Annotated in this window: 12 protein-coding genes, 2 rRNA genes and 1 pseudogene; 10 read left to right on the forward strand and 5 right to left on the reverse strand. The window is 37.4% G+C overall.

What is annotated here, in order from left to right:
* Positions 1 to 9: 9 nt before the first annotated feature.
* From deoC to dtd, 3 genes are all read left to right on the forward strand, one after another.
* Positions 10 to 660 carry a deoxyribose-phosphate aldolase gene (gene deoC, locus LB888_RS10040; protein ID WP_078756397.1) on the forward strand — a complete coding sequence of 217 codons (651 nt, stop codon included), beginning with the start codon at positions 10 to 12 and terminating at the stop codon, positions 658 to 660.
* Positions 661 to 850: 190 nt separating this feature from the next.
* Positions 851 to 3,061 carry a bifunctional (p)ppGpp synthetase/guanosine-3',5'-bis(diphosphate) 3'-pyrophosphohydrolase gene (locus LB888_RS10045; protein ID WP_318752831.1) on the forward strand — a complete coding sequence of 737 codons (2,211 nt, stop codon included), beginning with the start codon at positions 851 to 853 and terminating at the stop codon, positions 3,059 to 3,061.
* 14 nt (positions 3,062 to 3,075) lie between these two features.
* The gene (gene dtd / locus LB888_RS10050; protein WP_276649212.1) at positions 3,076 to 3,522 is read left to right on the forward strand and encodes a D-aminoacyl-tRNA deacylase; all 447 of its coding nucleotides are present in this window, start codon (positions 3,076 to 3,078) and stop codon (positions 3,520 to 3,522) included.
* Between the two features lie 1,072 nt (positions 3,523 to 4,594).
* Here dtd and LB888_RS10055 read toward each other — a convergent pair.
* Positions 4,595 to 5,935, reverse strand: coding sequence for a DUF1189 family protein (locus LB888_RS10055; RefSeq protein WP_318752832.1), 1,341 nt, complete (start codon positions 5,933 to 5,935; stop codon positions 4,595 to 4,597).
* Positions 5,916 to 8,597: a YfhO family protein gene (locus tag LB888_RS10060; protein WP_318752833.1), complete on the reverse strand. Its 2,682-nt coding sequence runs from the start codon at positions 8,595 to 8,597 to the stop codon at positions 5,916 to 5,918. Before LB888_RS10060 ends, LB888_RS10055 begins: the two co-directional genes overlap by 20 nt.
* Positions 8,598 to 8,782: 185 nt before the next feature.
* Here LB888_RS10060 and LB888_RS10065 point away from each other — a divergent pair, with 185 nt between their 5' ends.
* Both LB888_RS10065 and rny read left to right on the forward strand, forming a co-directional pair.
* Positions 8,783 to 10,894 (forward strand): penicillin-binding protein 2, encoded by a 2,112-nt coding sequence (locus tag LB888_RS10065; protein WP_318752834.1) that lies wholly within the window; start codon positions 8,783 to 8,785, stop codon positions 10,892 to 10,894.
* Between the two features lie 238 nt (positions 10,895 to 11,132).
* Positions 11,133 to 12,692, forward strand: coding sequence for a ribonuclease Y (gene rny, locus LB888_RS10070; RefSeq protein ID WP_318752835.1), 1,560 nt, complete (start codon positions 11,133 to 11,135; stop codon positions 12,690 to 12,692).
* Positions 12,693 to 13,040: 348 nt separating this feature from the next.
* Here the strand turns inward: rny and LB888_RS10075 are convergent, their stop codons facing one another.
* From LB888_RS10075 to LB888_RS10085, 3 genes are all read right to left on the reverse strand, one after another.
* The gene (locus LB888_RS10075; RefSeq protein ID WP_318752836.1) at positions 13,041 to 13,373 is read right to left on the reverse strand and encodes a hypothetical protein; all 333 of its coding nucleotides are present in this window, start codon (positions 13,371 to 13,373) and stop codon (positions 13,041 to 13,043) included.
* Positions 13,374 to 13,556: 183 nt separating this feature from the next.
* Complete coding sequence (locus tag LB888_RS10080) at positions 13,557 to 14,789, reverse strand: MFS transporter (RefSeq protein ID WP_318752837.1); 1,233 nt, start codon at positions 14,787 to 14,789, stop codon at positions 13,557 to 13,559.
* Positions 14,790 to 15,007: 218 nt separating this feature from the next.
* A complete protein-coding gene (locus LB888_RS10085; protein ID WP_318752838.1) occupies positions 15,008 to 15,589 on the reverse strand; it encodes a zinc dependent phospholipase C family protein in 582 nt (193 codons plus the stop codon).
* 257 nt (positions 15,590 to 15,846) lie between these two features.
* Between LB888_RS10085 and LB888_RS10090 the strand changes: the two genes are divergently transcribed.
* The 5 genes and pseudogenes from LB888_RS10090 to LB888_RS10110 all read left to right on the forward strand — a co-directional run bounded on the left by LB888_RS10090 (position 15,847) and on the right by LB888_RS10110 (position 23,122).
* Positions 15,847 to 16,446: an NfeD family protein gene (locus LB888_RS10090; protein ID WP_318752839.1), complete on the forward strand. Its 600-nt coding sequence runs from the start codon at positions 15,847 to 15,849 to the stop codon at positions 16,444 to 16,446.
* Between the two features lie 17 nt (positions 16,447 to 16,463).
* Positions 16,464 to 17,449 (forward strand): annotated as a pseudogene (gene floA, locus LB888_RS10095) (flotillin-like protein FloA).
* 95 nt (positions 17,450 to 17,544) lie between these two features.
* A complete protein-coding gene (locus tag LB888_RS10100) occupies positions 17,545 to 18,009 on the forward strand; it encodes a hypothetical protein (RefSeq protein WP_318752840.1) in 465 nt (154 codons plus the stop codon).
* Positions 18,010 to 18,435: 426 nt separating this feature from the next.
* Positions 18,436 to 19,984, forward strand: a 16S ribosomal RNA gene (locus tag LB888_RS10105).
* A gap of 256 nt (positions 19,985 to 20,240) precedes the next feature.
* Positions 20,241 to 23,122 (forward strand): 23S ribosomal RNA (locus LB888_RS10110).
* Together the 16S and 23S rRNA genes form the textbook arrangement of a ribosomal RNA operon.
* The last annotated feature ends 68 nt before the right edge of the window (positions 23,123 to 23,190 follow it).

Here is a 23,190-nt window from a genome sequence, read left to right on the forward strand (position 1 = left end):
AGGAAGATCATGAATCAAAATTTAGCAAAATATATTGACCATACCATTTTAAAACCGGAAGCAACTAAGAAAATGATTGAAGTCTTATGTCAAGAAGCAATAGAACATGACTTTATGTCTGTTTGTATTAATCCAACTTGGGTACCTTATGCGGCGTCTTTATTAAGTGACAGTGATGTTAAGGTTTGTACGGTTGTTGGTTTTCCTCTAGGGGCAAATACAACGTCATTAAAAGCTTATGAAGCAGCTGAAGCAGTTAAAAATGGTGCTCATGAAGTGGATATGGTAATTAATATTGGTGCCGCTAAAGCAGGTGATTGGGAGTTAGTATATCAAGACATTAAAGCAGTCGTAGATGCTGTACCATCAGAAGTGGTTGTTAAAGTTATTATTGAAACAAGTCTATTAACAGATGAAGAAAAAGTGAAAGCTTGCCAACAAGCTAAAAAAGCGAATGCTGATTTTGTGAAAACTTCAACTGGTTTCTCAACAGGTGGCGCAACGGTCGAAGATATTCGCTTAATGCGCGAAACAGTTGGACCAGATATGGGAGTTAAAGCAAGTGGTGGTGTTTCTAATACCGAAGAAGCGTTAGCAATGATTGAAGCAGGCGCAACACGTATTGGTGCATCAAAAGGTATTGCAATTATTGGCAAATAATTAGATACCGTTAATCTAAAGAATTAATGAATAAAGCTTAGACTGAATGTTTTTACAACGAGGATAATTGGTTACTCCCAAACAGTAAAACATGATAGTCTAAGGCTTTTTTAATCAGTTAACATTGTAGAATATACAAATTTATCGTATAATTAGTGGTACATATTTTAACAGAAATTAGGTGAAAAAAATGGCTCGTACTCAAGATTTAACTGCACAAGAAGTAATCGGCATATGTAAAGAATATATGAATGACAAAAATGTACAGTTTATAAAAAAAGCTCTTGAATATGCCACCCATGCCCATCGTAATCAAGTACGATTATCAGGAGAAGCTTATATCATACATCCTATTCAAGTAGCTGGAATCTTAGCTCAATTAAAAGCAGATCCTGCAACAGTAGTAACGGGCTTTTTACACGATGTCGTTGAAGATACCGAATACACATTAGAAGATATTGAGTCTGAATTTGGGAGTACTGTTGCGTTTTTAGTCGACGGTGTTACCAAATTAGGTAAAGTCAAATTTCAAAGTAAAGAAGAAGCGCTAGCAGAAAACCATCGTAAAATGTTATTGGCGATGGCCAAAGATATGCGTATCGTGATGGTTAAATTAGCTGACCGTTTACATAATATGCGCACATTAAAATTTCAAAAACCAGAAAAGCAAGTGGAAAAATCACAAGAAGCGATTGAGATTTATGCTCCATTAGCTGATCGTATCGGGATGAATGCGATAAAATGGGAATTGGAAGATATAGCGCTCCGTTACATTAATCCAGCTGAATATTATCGAATTGTACGATTGATGGATGCTAAACGTGATGAACGTGAAAAATATATTCAAGAAGCCATCGTCGAGATTAACGAAGCTGTAGCTGAAATGGACATTAAGGCTGATGTATATGGACGACCTAAACATATTTATTCAATTTATCGTAAAATGGTCGACCAAAATAAAGATTTTGACCATATTTATGATTTACTAGCAGTAAGAGTGTTGGTTGATACTATTAAAGACTGTTATGCAGTACTAGGAATTATTCATACTAAATGGAAACCAATGCCAGGTCGTTTCAAAGATTACATTGCGATGCCAAAAGCGAATATGTATCAATCGATTCACACAACTGTCATTGGACCATATGGTAAACCAGTCGAAATTCAAATTCGAACACATCAGATGCATGAAGTAGCAGAATATGGGGTCGCTGCCCACTGGGCTTATAAAGAAGGCAAAACAGATAAAGTAGAGTCTGAAAAAAATATTGAACGTCAAATGAAATGGTTCCGTGAAATTGTTGAATTGCAAGATGAAGCAAAAGATGCTAGTGAATTTATGGATTTTGTTAAAGAAGATTTATTTAAAGACCAAGTCTATATTTTCTCTCCAAAAGGGGATGTTTTTGAATTGCCTGCAGGATCAGGTCCGATTGATTTTGCCTATCATGTCCATACTGAGGTAGGAAATAAAATTATTGGTGCTAAAATTAATGGTAACATTGTCCCCTTAAATTATACTTTAAAAAATGGCGATATTATTGAAATATTAACCAATCCCAATTCAAATGGTCCAAGTCGTGACTGGTTAAAATTAACTCATACGAGTAAGGCCCGTAATCGCATTAAACGATTTTTTAAATTATTAGATCGTGATCGTAATAGTGAATCAGGCCAACAAATGTTAGAGCGTGAATTTAAACCGGTTGGCTTTTCATTAAAGCAATTGAATAAGAAAAATCGTGATAAAGAGTTATTAGAACGGTTTAACTTTAATAGCTTAGAAGATTTATATGCAGCGGTAGGCTTAGGAGAATTATCTCCACAAACCATCATTAACTTCTTAGGTTTAAAACCGATGGAAGAAACAACAGAAGTAAAAAAACAACCGATTCAAACCATTAAAAAAGAAGCAGCAGATAATAAAATGCCACGTACCGTTCATGAAAGTGGTGTGGTAGTCAATGGGGTCGAAAACTTAATGGTGCGCTTAAGCCGCTGTTGCAATCCGGTACCAGGAGACGATATTGTCGGTTATATTACTCGCGGACGTGGTGTTTCAATTCATCGCAAAGATTGTCCAAACTTAGTGCATGAACCAGATTTATTGAAACGGACGATTGATGTTGAATGGGAAAATAAAGCAGATTTAACCTCAGATTATGAAACTGAAATTAAAATCATTGGTTTTGACCGTTCAGGATTGATTAATGATGTTTTGCATGTGGTTAATCACACCGTAAAAAATCTTAAAAATGTGAATGGACGCGTCGATGCGGATAGTACGGCGACAGTCACCATTAAAGTAGCCATTTCTAATACTATTCAATTGAATGATTTAATGAATAAATTGCGCAATATACCCGATGTTCATGAAGTAGAACGGGTCGCAAATACATAATTAGGATGAATTAAATGAGAGTTATTATTCAAAAAGTAAAAGAAAGTTCAGTCACAGTTAATAATACCTTGTTAGGGGAAACACAACATGGATTAATGCTGTTAGTAGGATTTACTCACACTGACACATTTGAGGATATTCAATACTGTGCTAAAAAAGTTGTGCAGATGCGTATTTTTGAAGACGAGAATGAAAAAATGAACTTGTCGTTAAAAGATGTGGGTGGCTCTATTTTATCAATTAGTCAGTTCACTCTCTATGCGCAAACCAAGAAAGGCAATCGTCCTAGCTTTACGGAAGCTGCTAAGCCTGATTTAGCAACAACGCTATACGAACAATTTAATGAAGAATTGAGAAGTTACGATGTAGAAGTAGCTACTGGTGAATTCGGGGCAATGATGGATGTAGCTTTAATCAATGAAGGCCCAGTAACCATTATTTTAGACTCCAAAAATCGCTAATCTTGTTGAGGAAGTTGGCAAGAAGTAGAAAATTTAATAATTTTTGCTTCGCCGGCCTACCCCCGTACAGTTGGGAGTGGACCAAAAGTTTAAATCAAATGATTTTCGCTTTGTCTGTCCACCCCCGCAAAGTTGGGAGTAGACCAGAAGTAGAAAATTGAATAATTTTTGCTTCGCCGGCCTACCCCTGCACAGTTGGGAGTGGACAAAAAGTAGAAAATCAAATGATTTTCGCTTTGTCTGTCCACCCCCGCAAAGTTGGGAGTAGACCAGAAGTAGAAAATTGAATAATTTTCGCTTCGTCGGCCTACCCCCGCACAGTTGAGTAGGCCTCAAACAAGTCATTAAGACGCAGTTTGATGCCACTCAACCACTGCGCTATAAATTAGCGAGCCTTAATTTGACTGAATTTTTCAAGATTAATCTCAGCTACATTAAGACGCAGGTTGATGCCACTCAACCACTGCGCTATAAATTAACGAGCCTTAATTTGACTGAATTTTTCAAGATTAATCTCAGCTACATTAAGATGCAGTTTGAGACCACTCAACCACTGCGCTATAAATTAGCGAGCCTTAATTTGACTGAATTTTTCAAGATTAATCTCAGCTACATTAAGACGCAGATTGAGACCACTCAACCACTGCGCTTTGAATTATCACCGATGTTGAACAGAATTTAGAAAGTTTATGCCCGGACTCATAGGATAAAAAAGCAATCACTTATTTTCTATCTTTGATGACAACATTATGTAATAAATAAAAAACACGTTGAGCACACAAAATCAGGTGCTCAACGTGTTTTTGTCTGATTAGAATTTGTTTTCTGCGGGTAGGCAAGAAGTAGTCATTAAAGTGATTGCCAGTACATCTGCCCCTCATCCACTGCGTTTTTAATTAGCGCGTAATAACTTGACTGAATTTAGAATATTGATGCCTTACCTCTTTATGACGCCGTTTGAGAGCACTCAACTTAGCGCTGTTTATTAGAGAGCAATTACTTGATTGAATATCTCAAGTTTTTATCTAACTGCTCATTTACTTGATTTGATCACTTATTTGCCTAATGTATATTATTCTTTTTCAATAAAATCAGCTTCTTCACCCTGATCAATGTTTGTCATAGAATCATTAGGCGATATTTCTTTTGAGTTATCATTAGGTGCAGTGTCATTTGAATCAGTCAGATCTTCATTCGCCTTATAATGAGGTGCAGTGTCATTTGAATCAGTTTGATTTTCATTCGCGTTATCATCTTGTGTATTATCGTCTGATTGTGACACTTTATCTTGTTGGTTGGTTTCGTCTTTAGCTTTTTCTTTAGCTAAACGTTCTTCGTATTGACGTTTTATTTTTGCTAAAGCTTCTTCTTTGGTATCAATTGGTTTTAAATCGTTAAAATAGGGGTCGACGTCTTTAACAATGTCATGACGTTTCAATTTATTAAACTCATCACCTGTAAAAATATCAGGTGAGATAATGATTTTTTTCGGATTATCATCATCTTTTTCCTTACGATTTTCAGGTTCAATATAATCAAGCTCTGGGAAATAATTATTGAACTTTGATAAATCGCCGGAACTTTCTTCAGTAAGACTTAATAAAAACTCTTTAACAAAAAGGGTATGACGTATTACCATTTGGTAAAGGTAAATCATCAAGAAAATACCTAATGCAAAAAAGCTACCGACAAAATCCGGAACAAAGATTTTCACAATTTGAATTAAAACATAAGGTGCAAAGCTAATTGCCATCGTCAGTTTAATCCGTTGCCAAAAGCTGAAAGGTGTCGAGATACGATGATTTAAACTAGTCGTCACAAGAGTGAGTAGTAATATTAACAGTACATATGTTAGTAAGTTGACCACGAAATAACTAATCCATTGTGAAAAGAGTGTAATATAAGGATGTTCATTCAAGGCATTTAACAAACGGATTAAAGTTGCTCTTGAAACAAAAGCTGACTCTGTTTCACTTAAACGATAAAATTGCCCGCCAACCTTAGCAAAAGCACTGTTTTTAAACAGGTAAAGATTGATAAAGGTATTGGAATCAATGGCTTTTGCTTTATCTTTGTCAAGTGTAATATCTTCTAACTGTTTGTTAGATTCAATAGAATCATCAATAACCAATTGAAAATTTTTTGAACGATAATACAGTGGTTTTTCATTATCCGCAAGTTGTAATTGTCCATTTATATATTGATATTCCGGAACAAAAGTTGATGCATCTGCAATATTTTGTGATATTTCATTAAAGTAGGGTTGGTTACCAATCGTCATTGACGTGGCCGCTATCATGATCGCGACGATGGCTAGGTGACGTAATTGTCTAAATTTCACCGCAATGATCTGAATAAATAAACGTGGTTCTTTATAGGCTTTCAATAAAAATTTAAAGATGTTTTTCTTCATTTAAATCTCCATTCTTTTTATAAATATAAACTGATAATTGGATAATACATACAATTCCTAATCCAATAATACTAAGTATCGTACCATACTTAATTGACTTAGGTAAATAATTTAACTCTATTTGATGTTCACCTTTCGTTAAGTCAATGGATAATAAGGTATTATTAAGCACGGAATGGGTTTGAACAATGTTTCCATCGACTTTTACTTGCCAGTTTTCATCATATGGGATAGTAAATAGTAACTGACCAGTTGTTTGTTTAAAGTCTATGTTACCACGAATCGCTGTATTTGAAAAATGTTCGATATTAAATAGATTGGTTTGTTTAGATTGTACCATTTGTTGGTAACGCTCATTATCAAACTCATAAAGTGCGATTTGATTAGCTTTTAATTCTTCTTCTAATAAAGTAACCTCCAAAAGATGATTCTGATTTTTTTGCTTAAAAGCAGCATTAGTCACTTGTCTTTGTCTAAAAGGGGAACTGAAATGATAGTCTAATTTATCTAACGTTAGTTTGACATTTTCATGATCATATTGGCTAGGCAATGTAAAGTAATAGGGATTATCTGATTCAGTTTTAAATTGATATTGGATTGTTCCTTTTTCTTTTTCTAAGACATCGTTAATTAAAGAATGATAGGTAAAATAGTTTCCTTCAGTTTTATTCGTGATACTCACATTAATTAACTTGGTCTGTGCTAAGGCTTTTTTGGTGAAATAGGGTTGACCTGAACCTTCGAAATCAATTAATCTCAATAATACCTCTTGATTTGCGATAGGATCATGTTTTTTAAAGGTACTAGAATCATCAAGTATTTGATTTGAAACTTCAATGCCTAAACCAAATCGCTGCTCATTTTCATAAACATTAACCCGTTGATAGTGTTTCACTAAAGGGTATTGTTGCACATCAAAATCACTAGTGCGTGCAGAAAGTGAATATTGTTCATCGGTCAGTTGTTCGTTGGCTTCGATATTGGCTTCCAATAAATATTTAATATTAAAAAAGTCGTCTGTGAAGAGAGTGCCATTGGCATAGGTAGCATTGCCGCTCGTTTCAGGTAAACCTAAATAGCCAAATAAACTGTTAGTCGCCGCTTCAATCGTTGAACTAAAATTATCTAATCCATAATAATGTGCAAAGAAAGCTTCGTCTTTTGTGCGAGCAAAATTTTTATGAATACGATAAAATTCATTGTGCGATGGTTTTAAAGGTGTGGTGGTTTCTACTAAAAGATGGGTATAGTCTTGATATTTACTTTGATCGACATAGCTCATTTGTTGGATAATCTGAACGCCATTAATAAATAAATCGATTACTACTACCATAACCAAAACGATTTCTTTATAGTGCCATGTCATACTATTCGTTTCAAATAATAAAATAAGAATGAAAGCAAAGATCATCGTTAATAAAATATTATGAGTCGTAAGATAAAAATAGTCTACTTGATGTATTAAATAATAAAAGCAAAAACTACTAAATAAAACAATTATGATTAAGGTTTGTAAAATAGTAGGTTGCTTAAATTTTATTAACTGCACAGTCTCAAGAGCTAAGTAAATCATGAAAAAGGTAATTAGAAATGAATAACGATAAGGGTACCAAATTGGGTCTTGACCCCCATGAAAAAGCTGGTTAGGCACTTTAAAATATAAACTGATTGCGAAAAACAGTAGGATGATGAATGCTGTTAATTTTTGAGAAAGTTTGATTTCTTTGTTTATAAAATAAAAGACAAATAAAATAAGAATGAGGGCACCGGCATATAAGGGTGGCGCACCTTCTTTAATTTCATCAAAAATAAAACTGCTTGAAAATAATTTTGAAATTAAAGTCATCCCATCCATCGTTGTTTCAAAAGACCATTCAAAATTGCTATTGGCGCCTTTACTGGTTAATAAATAATAAAAAGCCGGAACGAGAGTAATACCGGCTAAACTAGTAGCTAATAAAGAAGTTCCTACAAATTTAAGATATTGAATGACTCTGTTTTTAAATGAAAAGCCTTCTGTTGCCGATATTAAGTATATTGTAAAGAGACTTAAAAAGATGCAAATCATATAACCGATATAGTAATTAAACATGAGCATCGCTGTTAAAGCAATCAGATAATGTAGATAAGAAGTTCCTTTTAGAAGTTTATCAAGACCAACCACAATAATCGGCAGCAAGATGAGGCCATCTAACCACATAATATTTAAGGCATAAACCATAGTGTAGCTCATAAAAGCATAGCTTAAACTAAAACTCAGACTCACTAGTGTTGAAGCTTTAAATTGATAGCGACAGCAATACATAAAACTTAAACTCATCGCTAGTAGTTTTAAATACGTAATTATTGTTACAGCTAAATCTAATTGTTCTTGCTTAAAAAGCAAAAAGATCAGGTTAAAAGGACTCATTAAATAATAAGCCCATAAACCAATCATTTCACCGCCAATACTTTTTTGAAAGCTATAGATGAAAAGAGAAGGGTCTTTTAATATCGCTTGTCGATAGGCACTATAGAAATCAATATATTGTTGACCTAAATCAATTGTTAACATTGTCTTATGGCCAAAAGGAATAAAATTAAAAATAATAGCAATACAAGAAAAAATTGAAGTAAAGACTATAAAGTTAATAAAATAAGGTATAAATGATTTGGATTTCAAGGTTTTTTTCCTCCAAAATAGAATATCTATATTATAGCAAAACACTACTTAATCAACAATTATCAGTTAAATTATGAATAGTTCATCAAAAGATAATAATATTTTATTCCCCAAAGATTAAATAGTTTGTTATAATAGAAAATGATTATTCTGAATCAAAATAAGTAACAGAATTGAGTGACACTATGGCTAAATACAAATTGAAAAAAAATAAGAATAATTCACATATTCCCAAACGATTAAATATTTTGTTTTTTGCAGCATTTTTAAGCTTTGCGGCTTTATTTGTGAGATTAGGATATTTACAACTTTATAAAGGAGACACCTTCTTGTCCATGGTACAAAAGACAGAATCGACCTTAACGACAGGTTCAGTACCACGAGGTATGATTTATGACAGCCAAGGACGAATCTTGGTGGGGAATCATCCTGAAATGGCAATACTTTTCACTCGTGATACCGATTCAAAAGTTTCCCCTTCAGATTTAGTGGACTTAGCACGTAAATTAGCTTCTTTAATTGATATTCCAACTCAAGGATTATCTGAGCGGGATTTAAAAGATTATTTTATTATCAATAATGAATCAACGGTTAATAGTCGACTCACTAAAGAGCAAAAGCAATTAACGGGTTCAGCCTTTTATAAAGAACAATTAAATGCAGTGAAATCAGAAGAATTAAATTATTCTGATGGTGAAAAAAAGGTAATAGCTTTATTTAAAAACATGAATAGTGCTTATGCATTATCAACGGTAACAGTAAAAAATCAAAATGTGACTCCACAAGAAATTGCACGTGTCAGTGAACAATTAGGTTCTTTACCTGGCATTTCGATTGGTACCGATTGGCAACGAACGTATCCTCAAAATGGTTTATTACGTTCCATCTTAGGTCATGTTTCAACAGAACAGCGCGGACTCCCTAGCGAGAGAGCTAATGAATTAATAGCTAAAGGTTATGCGATGAATGACCGTGTAGGAATTTCGTTTTTAGAACAACAATATGAAGATGTATTACGAGGGACTAAATCCATTTCAACAGTCGTAACCGATTCGACCGATGACATTTTATCAAATCAACAAATTTTTGAAGGTTCCAAAGGCGATAATTTGGTATTAACGATTGATACAGCCTTCAATGCAAAATTAGACCAAATTGCTGAAAATGCGTTGAAAAACATGGACAATCAAGGATTAAATGATCGTGTTTATATCGTCGCAATGAATCCTAATAATGGTGATATTTTAGGTATTGCTGGTAAAAAGTTTGAATATGATGAAAATACCGACTCTTATACGGGTAAAATTATCGATGATGCCCTAGGTGCAATTAATACAAGTTACGGAATGGGGTCGTCGGTAAAACCTGCGATGGTCGCAATGGGATATTTAACAGGAGTTATTAACACAACCAACAATACTATCGTCGATGAACCAATGAAATTCCAGGCGTCTCAAGAAAAAAGTTCTGTTTTTAACCGTACTGGAGAAGTACCGATTACTGACATTCAAGCATTACAATTATCTTCTAACATTTATATGATTAAAATGGCGATGATGATTGGAGGACAATCAAGTTGGGAACAAAATGGTCAATTAACCATTTCACCTGATACTATTAATATTATGCGTAAGTATTTCGCAGAGTTTGGATTAGGAACTCAAACTGGGATTGATTTGCCAACTGAATCTGAAGGGTATACACCTTACAGTTCTCAGTTAGTATCGGCACTGGATTTGTCCTATGGACAGTTCGACTTGTATACACCATTACAAATGGTTCAATATGTTTCAACGATTGCGAATAACGGTTTCCGTTATTCGCCACGATTAGTGAAAGAAATACGAAGTACAGATGCCAATGGTGAATTAGGTGGCGTAAAAACTTCGATTGATCCTAAAGTAATGAATGTGGTGCAATTACCAAATGAAGCATTTGACCGAATACACGAAGGGATGTACCAAGTTTCCCATACAGATCAAGGAACAGCACGATACTATTTCTTAAATTATCCAATCAAAGTCGGTTCTAAGACAGGGACTACCGAAGCCTTTTATTCTGGACCAATTCAATATGCACAAAACCAACCCGTAACGAATGCAACATTTATTGGTTATGCGCCTTATGATAATCCAGAGATTGCGATTACTGTTGTTGTACCGTATTTAGAAGAAGCAGCCACTGGTCGTCAAAGTACCTATATTGCCCATCAAGTAATGAATGCTTACTTTGAAATGCAAGCCGAAACAAAGGATACTATCAAAACATATATGGAAGCTCACCCTGAGTTACAATAGTATCTTATAAAAGAAAATAAAAATAACATCGTTATTTTAGAGGTTTAGCAAGGACTTAGGTTCATGCTAAGCCTCTTTTTTACGTCAAGTACCATCATTGACACTTCATATTAAATCAATTGACAATTAATATAATAAAGTCTAAAATAAAAGATGTGTGAAAGCACATTTTTTAATTATTTAACTTCAATTTTTTTGAAATGAAATAAAATATAATAATGATACGGAGGTGACTCTTATGGACTTAATGTCAATCGCCTTCGCTATCGTTGCTTTAATAATCGGATTAGTTTTAGGGATTTTTATTCAAAAGAAAAATGATGAAAAACGTGTCGATGGCGCCAAAGCAAATGCAGAAGCCATTGTGGATGATGCGATTAAACAAGCGCAAAATCTAAAACGTGAAGCACTATTTGAAGCGAAGGAAGATAACTTAAAGTTCCGTAATGAGATTGAACAAGAATTAAAAGAACGACGCAGTGAAGTAACTAGATTAGAACAACGTTTGATGCAAAAAGAAGAAAATTTAGATATCAAAAGTAATAATTTAGATAAGCGTGAATTAAATCTTGAGAAAAAAGAAACGGAATATATCAAACGCCAACAAGCAATATCTGAAAAAGAAAAACAAGTTCAAATATTAATCGATGAACAAAAACTTGAGTTAGAAAGAGTCGCCACTCTTTCAAGACAAGATGCCAGAGAAATTATTATGTCTGAGACTGAACAAGAATTATCGAATGAAATTGCGATTATGGTTAGAGATTCAGAACAAAGAGCTAAAGATGAAGCAGATCGTAATGCTAAAAATATTATTTTACAAGCCATTCAAAAATCTGCAACTGATTTAGTAGCGGAGAACACTGTGACTGTTGTACACTTACCAAGTGATGACTTGAAAGGACGCATTATCGGTCGTGAAGGACGTAATATTCGCACATTAGAAAGTTTAACTGGTATCGATTTAATTATTGACGATACACCAGATACTGTCGTATTAAGTGGATTTGATCCAATTAGACGACAAATTGCTAAAATTGCTTTAGAGCGATTAATTCAAGATGGACGTATTCATCCTGCAAGAATCGAAGAAATGGTGGATCGTGCGCGTAAAGAAATTGACGAAAAAGTTCGTGAAATTGGTGAAGAAGCAACATTTGAAGTTGGTGTCCATTCGCTACATCCAGACATCATTAAAATTTTAGGACGCTTGTCATTTAGAACTAGTTACGGACAAAACGTTTTAAAACATAGTATTGAAGTAGCAAAATTAGCAGGAGTGATGGCTGGAGAATTAGGTGAAGATGTTGCTATGGCCAAAAGAGCAGGACTTTTACACGATTTAGGTAAAGCACTTGACCATGAAATCGAAGGTTCTCACGTTGAAATTGGTGCTGAAATCGCCAATAAATACCACGAACCTGAAATTGTAGTGAATTCAATCGCATCTCATCATGGTGATACTGAACCGACCTCACCAATTGCGGTATTAGTAGCAGCTGCTGATGCCTTATCTGCTGCTAGACCAGGTGCAAGAAGTGAATCACTTGAAAACTATATTCGCCGTCTAGAGAAATTAGAAGAAATTTCTAACAGCTATGATGGTGTTTCTCATAGTTATGCTATTCAAGCTGGGCGTGAAGTCAGAGTAATGGTTAAACCACAAGAGTTAAATGATGCTCAAGCAATCAAAGTAGCACGAGATATCAAAAATAAAATTGAAGCAGAAATGAATTATCCAGGAAATATTAAAGTGACGGTTATACGCGAAACGCGTGCTGTTGAGTATGCAAAATAGATAGAAGAATTGAGACGGGAAGAACATTAGTTCGAATCCCGTCTTTTTATTTATGAAAATTTTAGGTAGTAAGAATTAAGGATTTAGCGCAAGTTTATATTACTTATATAAGCAAATGAACGCAATCCTTTTTGAGTAGAACAATTTAAAGCAAATTAGTGTAATTGCTCAATGTGGGAGTGGGCAAGAAGTAGAAAATCAGTTGATTTTAGCTTCGTCTGCGCACTCCCCGCACAGTTGGGAGTAGACCAGAAGTAGAAAATTGAATAATTTTCGCTTCGTCGGCCTACCCCGCACAGTTGGGAGTAGACCAGAAGTAGAAAATTGAATAATTTTCGCTTCGTCGGCCTACCCCCGCACAGTTGAGTAGGTATCAAACAAGTCATTAAGACGCAGGTTGATGCCACTCAACCACTGCGCTTTTACTTTAATAACAATAACTTGATTGAGTTTACCAAATTTATCTTTAACCTCATTAAGACGCAGGTTGATGCCACTCAACCACTGCGCTTTTACTTTAATAACAATAACTTGATTGAGTTTACCAAATTTATCTTTAACCTCATTAAGACGCAGGTTGAGGCCACTCAACCACTGCGCTTTTACTTTAATAACAATAACTTGATTGAGTTTACCAAATTTATCTTTAACCTCATTAAGACGCAGATTGAGGCCACTCAACCACTGCGCTTCTAATTATTGAGCAATAACTCGATTGAATTTATCAACTTTATCCCAAACCACATTAAGACGCAGATTGAGACCACTCAACCACTGCGCTTTGAATTAAATAGATATGCCTGAACAGAATTTTAAAAGTTTTTGCCCAGTCTCATCACTTGTGGTTTTTCATACCGTAAACGATTATTTTACTACCGGCTCTTTTAATGAAAGATTTAAGATAATAAAACCAGCAATAAATAAAATCGTTAATGATGCCACGGCATATTGTTGATTACCAGTAAAAGTCGTAATTAAAGAAACAATTAATGTGCCAAAGATTGACGCTCCTTTTCCACAGATGTCAAAGATACCAAAATATTCTCCCGATTTTTCATTAGGAATGATTTTAGCAAAATAGGAACGTGATAATGCTTGAATTGCTCCTTGGAACATCCCAACCGCAATTGCTAGAATCCAAAACTCATACAATTGATCCAACTGAATGGCATATAATGCGATTAAACCATAGGCAATAATACAGATTTTTATCAAGGTTTCTGTTTTATATTGATGAGAAATCTTTGAAAAATAGAGTGCAGCTGGAAATGCTACTAATTGCGTAACTAATAAAGCTAAAATTAAACCGGTTGAATCTAAACCTAAAGAAGTACCATAAGCTGTAGCCATATTAATAATTGTATAGACACCATCAATATAAAAGAAGAATGATAATAAAAACAGACTGATTTTACGGTCTTTAATAATTTGTTGTAAGGTCGCCCATAATTGTTGGAACACTTGATTGGTGCTATTTTCAGTGTTGATATGTTTTTGTTCATAGGTTTTAATGAGTGGAATTGAAAATAAGAACCACCATAAAGCATTAATTACAAATGCAGCAATCGTAGCATGAAAAGTTGAGATACCAATCATGTCTTTACTAAAAATAATTGCGATACTAATGACAAAAGGAATTGTACTACCGACGTATCCCCAAGCATAACCATGAGATGAAACCCGGTCCATCCGTTCAGGAGTGGTCACATCGGTTAACATACTGTCATAGAAAACTAAAGATGAATTATAAAAGACCTTCGTTAAAACATAGGCAATGAGAAAAGATAACCAATGTTGAAAGAATGGCATTAAGACACAACCAATTGAACCGAAAACTAACATTATTGTGAACCAGCGTTTACGATGACCGTGACTATCCGATTTGGCCCCTAAAATAGGCCCTAAGATCCCAACGATAATAGTGCTAATAGTGACGGCATAACCCCAATACGAAAAATAGACATCTTCTGATAAACCCTTATTCTCAGCTAAAGTATTGAAGACAATCGGAATGATAGTAGTAGCTAATAGGGTAAAAGCACTATTTCCAACATCATATAAAATCCAATTTTTTTCTAATTTTGTTAAATCTTTCATAGTTTACTCTCCATCATAATTTATTTTAAATGCATCAGCCAACGCGTGTCCGTTCATTAAATATTGAAATACATTGTCAATTAAAGCAGGGGACCTGTTCAAGGTAGTTTCAAAAATAGCATCCAATTGAGGATTAGCAGCCGCCGCTTCCTTAAAAGGAGTTTGCAAGATAATGAGAGACTTAAAGTTAGAAAACCCAGCAAATTTAAGTAAAGATATTAAAAACTTCTCTTTAATTTGTGATTCGCTATGAAAAAACACTTAATATAACGAAAGAAATGAATACCTAAATTAACATTTTGTGGTGTTCCTTTTGGGTAACGAGTATAAAATTTTGGAATAACCTTTTTAAAACCTGGCTCTTTCGCAATGAGATTTTCTAGTTTGAATTTAAAGGGATTTTTCTGGTCTTTGATTAAATAGTAACGGTCCAATTCTGTTTCAACATTTAAGTGAGAAAATTCTCCTTCACTTAGTTGATTTACAAGTGGATGTATATTTGAATCAAGCAAGTAGTGACAAAGACTACCAATAAAATAAGCCATCTCGGGTGAATTCCATTCGCAATCGAGGAGCATCTCTTTTTGATTCTCAATAAAATTTATCCCAGATTCTTTATGAATAATCATTCCAGGGCTATCTGATTTCATCAAGGTTAAAGGATTAAAGAAAAAAATATCTGGACCTTGTTGGCCTAATAAATAATAATCTCGATGTGTTTCGGCAATAATTTTATATTGCTCAGGTAGTAATTCAAGCAATTGTAGACCAAAGCGATGATGGGTATAAATACTTGCCATAGAATCAATCCTTCCATATATTATAGTAAATTAATCATAACATGATTTAGTCATCGATAGATAGAATAGATTGTAAACAATATGTAAATTTGTATAGACAACAAAGAAACATACATAAAGAAACATACATAAAGAAACATACATATTGATAAAACGAAAATGACACTATTTATTTATAAGGGTGAAAAAGAAGGGTTATCATTATTAGTTTATAAAAAAATTTGTTATAATTTTACTGATAAGTGAGGTGAGAAAATATGATTTGGCTGTTTTCGGGGACAGCGCTATTAACGCTAGCGTTATTTTTAAAATTTAAGTGGCTAAATATTGTAGTGGCGGTCGGTTTTTTTGCAGTATATTTTGATGTGTTGAATCAACCAATTTTCGATTATATTATTTTTCTAATCGGGGTAGCATTTTTAATCATCGAATTATATATTCCAGATTTTGGCATTGTGGGTATTTTAGGTGTGATCACGATTATCTACTCATTAGCTGAACAAGTCAGAGAGATTCCTGATTTGATTTTGTTATTATTAGCATTAGTAGGTTTAGTATTAGCAGTAAGTTTCATCTCTTACCAAGCGGGATTAACATTACAAATCTCACCTCAATTCGTTTTAAATAAAGCAATTGGAAAACAGGTTGATGAAGATACTTTGGTAAGTTATGGAAAATTAATTAATGAAACAGGAAGGGTCATTGAAGATTTAAGACCAGTCGGAAAAATTAAATTAGATACAGATCAACAAGTTTACGAAGTGATGAGTGAAGAAGGGATGCTTGAAATGAGTCAACCAGTATACATTTCAAGGGTCAAAGGGACTCAGCTATATGTGAGAAAAATAAATGAATAATTAGAGGAGTGGAAGAAATGGGAGAAACAACCATCGTTTCAATAGTCATTATTGCTGTTTTAGCAATAATATTTATTGCTTTGTTCTTTAGATTTGTACCAGTAGGATTATGGATTACAGCCTATTTCTCTGGTGTGAAAGTCGGGATTGGGAATTTAGTTGGGATGCGTCTACGACGAGTTGTACCATCATACATCATTACCCCCTTATAAAAGCAACTAAAGCAGGTTTAAAAATCAGTACAGATGAACTTGAAGCTCACTATTTAGCGGGCGGTAATATCAATTTAGTAGTAGATGCACTAATCGCCGCCCAAAGAGCTAATATTGATTTAGAATTTGAGCAAGCAGCAGCTATTGATTTAGCCGGGCGTAATGTTTTTGAAGCCGTACAAGTATCCGTTAATCCTAAAGTAATTGAAACCCCCATTATTGCTGGTGTTGCGATGGATGGTATTGAAGTAAAAGCAAAAGCCAAAGTAACAGTAAGAGCTAATATCGAGCGTTTAGTCGGGGGTGCTGGTGAAGAAACTATCATTGCCCGTGTTGGAGAGGGGATTGTTACGACAGTCGGTAGTGCTCCAAAACATTCTATTGTTTTAGAAAATCCAGATTCTATTTCGCAAACAATTTTAAGAAAAGGATTGGACTCCGGTACCGCATTTGAAATTCTATCGATTGATATCGCGGATGTGGATGTAGGCCGTAATATAGGAGCAAAATTGCAAGCCGATCAAGCGATTGCCGATAAGAAGATTGCGCAAGCCAAAGCCGAAGAACGTCGTGCCTTTGCTGTTGCTCAAGAACAAGAGATGTTGGCCGAAGTTCAACGCATGAGAGCTAAAGTAGTAGAGGCTGAATCAGAAGTTCCTTTAGCTATTGCGGAAGCATTCAAAAAAGGTAATTTAGGTGTAATGGACTATTATCAAATGCAAAATATAAAATCAGACACTGCGATGCGCGATTCAATTGCCAATCCAACTATTCAAAATGAAAATGAATAGGGGCGATGAACCATGGAAATATTTCTGTTGATTCTCATCTACTTTTGGTTTATTAATAGTAGATCAAAAGAAAAAAGTTTGATATAGTAAAAAAGTTGGAAGTTGATGAAGAAAAGTTAAGTGAAAAAACCAAAAATGCGATTGAAGCAGCTGAACGTTCTATGAATCAACTAAAAAGCAGTTTAATAGAAGCAAAAACAAGAGAAACAAAGAATAATAGAAAAAGAAAGCTTTTGGAAGAGTTCTCGATTGATAGTGAAATGGAACAACTTTCTATAGAAGAAGATCAATCCTTGATGGATGAATTAGAAAGCGACAAAAATATAACACTTAACAGTCAATCGTTGAATCATGAATCATTAGAGGCGAGAAATTCAAAAGAAGAATCCATAGAAGACTATTTAACAAAGGATATTGATTATTTCGAGTCATTGGCAGATGATTTAATTGAAGATGAAGAAGATACACTACAAGTGGAAAAAAAGAGCAACATCAATTTAAACAACATCCGTATCAACGAATGTTACGATCTGGTACAATTAAAGACGCTATCGTCATGAGCGAAATAATGAAACGGCCACAAGACCGAAAATAACGTAAATAAGATTAAAAAAACCGATTACGATTTAAAGTAATCGGTTTTTTTGAGAAAATGTAAAAATAAAGTAAAAAAGGTGTTGACGAGTGTTGGATAACATGATACTATAAGGGAGTTCCAAGCGAACAAGACGAAAGATTGAAAAAGAAGTAAAAAAAGTTGAAAAAACTCGTTGACAGTTTCAATCAAACGTGATATTATATAGAAGTTGCTTAAGCAAGCAACAACGAAGCTCATTGAAAACTGAACAAAGACAAACACCAAAAATGTGTAGGGGATAATTCATTTGAATTATCACAACATACCCGAATATAAATTCGAGACAGAGTGGTAACTCTATAAATATACAAGCTAGTAAATAGTAAGAGTCTGAAACGACTCATGAAACTTTCATGAGAGTTTGATCCTGGCTCAGGACGAACGCTGGCGGCGTGCCTAATACATGCAAGTCGAACGAACCGCAACTTGAACTTGTTCTCGTTAAGGTTAGTGGCGCACGGGTGAGTAACACGTGGGGAACCTGCCCTTTAGTGGGGGATAACAGTCGGAAACGACTGCTAATACCGCATAGACAATTTAACCGCCTGGTTAAGTTGGGAAAGGTGCTACGGCATCATTAAAGGATGGCCCCGCGGTGCATTAGCTAGTTGGTAAGGTAACGGCTTACCAAGGCGATGATGCATAGCCGACCTGAGAGGGTGATCGGCCACATTGGGACTGAGACACGGCCCAAACTCCTACGGGAGGCAGCAGTAGGGAATCTTCCGCAATGGACGCAAGTCTGACGGAGCAACGCCGCGTGTGTGAAGAAGGTTTTCGGATCGTAAAGCACTGTTGTTAGAGAAGAACGGCTACTAGAGGAAATGTTAGTAGATTGACGGTATCTAACCAGAAAGCCACGGCTAACTACGTGCCAGCAGCCGCGGTAATACGTAGGTGGCAAGCGTTGTCCGGATTTATTGGGCGTAAAGGGAGCGCAGGTGGTTTCTTAAGTCTGATGTGAAAGCCCACGGCTTAACCGTGGAGGGTCATTGGAAACTGGGGAACTTGAGTGCAGAAGAGGAAAGCGGAATTCCATGTGTAGCGGTGAAATGCGTAGATATATGGAGGAACACCAGTGGCGAAAGCGGCTTTCTGGTCTGTAACTGACACTGAGGCTCGAAAGCGTGGGGAGCGAACAGGATTAGATACCCTGGTAGTCCACGCCGTAAACGATGAGTGCTAAGTGTTGGAGGGTTTCCACCCTTCAGTGCTGGCGTTAACGCAATAAGCACTCCGCCTGGGGAGTACGACCGCAAGGTTGAAACTCAAAGGAATTGACGGGGACCCGCACAAGCGGTGGAGCATGTGGTTTAATTCGAAGCAACGCGAAGAACCTTACCAGGTCTTGACATCTCTTGCATATCTTAGAGATAAGAGAAACCCTTCGGGGCAAGAAGACAGGTGGTGCATGGTTGTCGTCAGCTCGTGTCGTGAGATGTTGGGTTAAGTCCCGCAACGAGCGCAACCCTTATAACTAGTTGCCAGCATTCAGATGGGGACTCTAGTTAGACTGCCGGTGACAAACCGGAGGAAGGTGGGGATGACGTCAAATCATCATGCCCCTTATGACCTGGGCTACACACGTGCTACAATGGATGGTACAACGAGTCGCTAACTCGCAAGAGCATGCCAATCTCTAAAAGCCATTCTCAGTTCGGATTGTAGTCTGCAACTCGACTACATGAAGCCGGAATCGCTAGTAATCGCGGATCAGCACGCCGCGGTGAATACGTTCCCGGGTCTTGTACACACCGCCCGTCACACCACGAGAGTTTGTAACACCCGAAGCCGGTGGCCTAACCAATAGGAGGGAGCCGTCGAAGGTGGGATGGATGATTGGGGTGAAGTCGTAACAAGGTAGCCGTATCGGAAGGTGCGGCTGGATCACCTCCTTTCTAAGGAGTACTGGAACTACACAGAGTTAGGATTTGTCATTGTTCAGTTTTGAGTGAGGTTCACTTACTCAAAACACCTAGTTCATTGAAAACTGAATAACAAAACAAACGATATTGATTATTTTAACAGGAGTAATCAATATAGATTATATAATTTCAAGAGAAAGATATAATAAACCGAGAATTGACCGAGTCTATATAATAATATAGAGAAAATAAGAGTAAAGGGGAAGAGCCTTTACGAGCGCAAAAATGTGGTTAAGAAACAAAGGGCGCACGGTGAATGCCTTGGCACTAGGAGCCGATGAAGGACGTGACGAACGACGAAATGCTTTGGGGAGCTGTAAGTAAGCTATGATCCAGAGATATCCGAATGGGGGAACCCACTGCTAAATGCAGTACGCGTAAGCGAGGAAGACGCAGAGAACTGAAACATCTAAGTACCTGCAGGAAGAGAAAGAAAAATCGATTCCCTAAGTAGCGGCGAGCGAAAAGGGAAGAGCCCAAACCATTGTGCATGCACAATGGGGTTGTAGGACTCCGATATAAGACTGAAGTGAGTAGTAGAATCTGATGGGAAGCAGAGCGAGACAAGGTGAGAGCCCTGTATACGAAACTGACTGAAGCTTTAGGAGTATCCTGAGTACGGCGGGACACGAGGAATCCCGTTGGAATCCGCCAGGACCATCTGGCAAGGCTAAATACTCCCTAGTGACCGATAGTGAACCAGTACCGTGAGGGAAAGGTGAAAAGCACCCCTGGAGGGGAGTGAAAGAGTACCTGAAACCGTGTGCCTACAAGTAATCAGAGCCCGTTAAGGGGTGATGGTGTACCTTTTGTAGAATGGACCGGCGAGTGACGATAACATGCGAGGTTAAGTTGAAGAAACGGAGCCGTAGCGAAAGCGAGTCTGAATAGGGCGAAAGTATGTTGTTGTCGACCCGAAACCAAGTGACCTACCCATGAGCAGGTTGAAGGTGTGGTAAGACACACTGGAGGACCGAACCAGGACACGTTGAAAAGTGTTTGGATGACTTGTGGGTAGCGGAGAAATTCCAATCGAACTTGGAGATAGCTGGTTCTCTCCGAAATATATTTAGGTATAGCCTCAGAGTAAGAGTGATGGAGGTAGAGCACTGTTTGGACGAGGGGGACGCAAGTTTTACCGAATTCAGATAAACTCCGAATGCCAAGTACTCATCTCTGGGAGTCAGACTGCGAGTGATAAGATCCGTAGTCGAAAGGGAAACAGCCCAGCCCACCAGCTAAGGTCCCCAAGTAATTGTTAAGTGGAAAAGGATGTGGAGTTGCACAGACAGCTAGGATGTTGGCTTAGAAGCAGCCATCATTTAAAGAGTGCGTAATAGCTCACTAGTCGAGTGATTCTGCGCCGAAAATGTACCGGGGCTAAACAATACACCGAAGCTGTGGATTCTAGTTTAAGACTAGAGTGGTAGGAGAGCGTTCTATATGCGGGGAAGGCATACCGTGAGGAGTGTTGGAGCGTATAGAAGTGAGAATGCCGGTATGAGTAGCGCAAGACGGGTGAGAATCCCGTCCACCGATAGACTAAGGTTTCCAGGGGAAGGCTCGTCCGCCCTGGGTTAGTCGGGACCTAAGCCCAAGCCGACAGGCGTAAGCGATGGACAACAGGTAGAGATTCCTGTACTTGATGTTATCGATTGAGTGAAGGAGGGACACAGGAGGTGACTCCACGCATCCGGATGGAAGAGGATGTGCAAGCAGTAAGTTTTAGTAAGAGTTAAATGCTTTTACTTAAGAGAATGAGCTGTGAAGCGTAGCGAATTAAAGTAGCGAAGGTGGATAATCAAACTGTCGAGAAAAGCTTCTAGCGAGATAACATGAACCCGTACCGCAAACCGACACAGGTAGTCAAGTGGAGAACACTAAGGTGATCGAGAGAACTCTCGTTAAGGAACTCGGCAAAATGACCCCGTAACTTCGGGAGAAGGGGTGCTGGTAGCAATACCAGCCGCAGTGAATAGGCCCAGGCGACTGTTTATCAAAAACACAGGTCTCTGCCAAATCGAAAGATGACGTATAGGGGCTGACGCCTGCCCGGTGCTGGAAGGTTAAGAGGAGAGGTTAGCGCAAGCGACGCTTCGAATTGAAGCCCCAGTAAACGGCGGCCGTAACTATAACGGTCCTAAGGTAGCGAAATTCCTTGTCGGGTAAGTTCCGACCCGCACGAAAGGCGTAACGATCTGGGCACTGTCTCAACGAGAGACTCGGTGAAATTATAGTACCTGTGAAGATGCAGGTTACCCGCGACAGGACGGAAAGACCCCATGGAGCTTTACTGTAACTTGATATTGAGTGTTTGTGTGACATGTACAGGATAGGTAGGAGCTTAGGAATCGTGAACGCCAGTTTACGAGGAGGCGTTGGTGGGATACTACCCTTGTGATATGAACCCTCTAACCCGCGTTGTAAGGCAACGGGAGACAGTGTCAGGTGGACAGTTTGACTGGGGCGGTCGCCTCCTAAAGAGTAACGGAGGCGCCCAAAGGTTCCCTCAGAATGGTTGGAAATCATTCGTAGAGTGCAAAGGCAGAAGGGAGCTTGACTGCGAGACCAACAAGTCGAGCAGGGACGAAAGTCGGGCTTAGTGATCCGGTGGTACCGTATGGAAGGGCCATCGCTCAACGGATAAAAGCTACCCTGGGGATAACAGGCTTATCTCCCCCAAGAGTTCACATCGACGGGGAGGTTTGGCACCTCGATGTCGGCTCATCGCATCCTGGGGCTGAAGTCGGTCCCAAGGGTTGGGCTGTTCGCCCATTAAAGCGGTACGCGAGCTGGGTTCAGAACGTCGTGAGACAGTTCGGTCCCTATCCGTCGCGGGCGTAGGAAATTTGAGAAGAGCTATCCTTAGTACGAGAGGACCGGGATGGACGCACCGCTGGTGTACCAGTTGTTCCGCCAGGAGCATCGCTGGGTAGCTATGTGTGGGAAGGATAAGCGCTGAAAGCATCTAAGCGCGAAGCCAGCTTCAAGATGAGATTTCCCATTCGAAAGAAGTAAGACCCCTGAGAGACGATCAGGTAGATAGGCTAGAAGTGGAAGTATAGTGATATATGGAGCGGACTAGTACTAATCGGTCGAGGACTTAACCACGAAGATTTAAGGTTAAAGAGTTTGTGAGTTATTCAGTTTTGAGTGAACTATAATAAGTTTACTTAAAG

Source organism: Globicatella sp. PHS-GS-PNBC-21-1553 (assembly GCF_033564055.1).
Classification (GTDB): domain Bacteria; phylum Bacillota; class Bacilli; order Lactobacillales; family Aerococcaceae; genus Globicatella; species Globicatella sulfidifaciens.

Bases quoted from the DNA above. Each gene is read 5' to 3' on its own strand.
- deoC (WP_078756397.1), top strand. From the start codon at position 10: ATGAATCAAAATTTAGCAAAATATATTGACCATACCATTTTAAAACCG.
- LB888_RS10045 (WP_318752831.1), top strand. From the start codon at position 851: ATGGCTCGTACTCAAGATTTAACTGCACAAGAAGTAATCGGCATATGT.
- dtd (WP_276649212.1), top strand. From the start codon at position 3,076: ATGAGAGTTATTATTCAAAAAGTAAAAGAAAGTTCAGTCACAGTTAAT.
- LB888_RS10055 (WP_318752832.1), bottom strand. From the start codon at position 5,935: ATGAAGAAAAACATCTTTAAATTTTTATTGAAAGCCTATAAAGAACCA.
- LB888_RS10065 (WP_318752834.1), top strand. From the start codon at position 8,783: ATGGCTAAATACAAATTGAAAAAAAATAAGAATAATTCACATATTCCC.
- rny (WP_318752835.1), top strand. From the start codon at position 11,133: ATGGACTTAATGTCAATCGCCTTCGCTATCGTTGCTTTAATAATCGGA.
- LB888_RS10080 (WP_318752837.1), bottom strand. From the start codon at position 14,789: ATGAAAGATTTAACAAAATTAGAAAAAAATTGGATTTTATATGATGTT.
- LB888_RS10085 (WP_318752838.1), bottom strand. From the start codon at position 15,589: ATGGCAAGTATTTATACCCATCATCGCTTTGGTCTACAATTGCTTGAA.
- LB888_RS10090 (WP_318752839.1), top strand. From the start codon at position 15,847: ATGATTTGGCTGTTTTCGGGGACAGCGCTATTAACGCTAGCGTTATTT.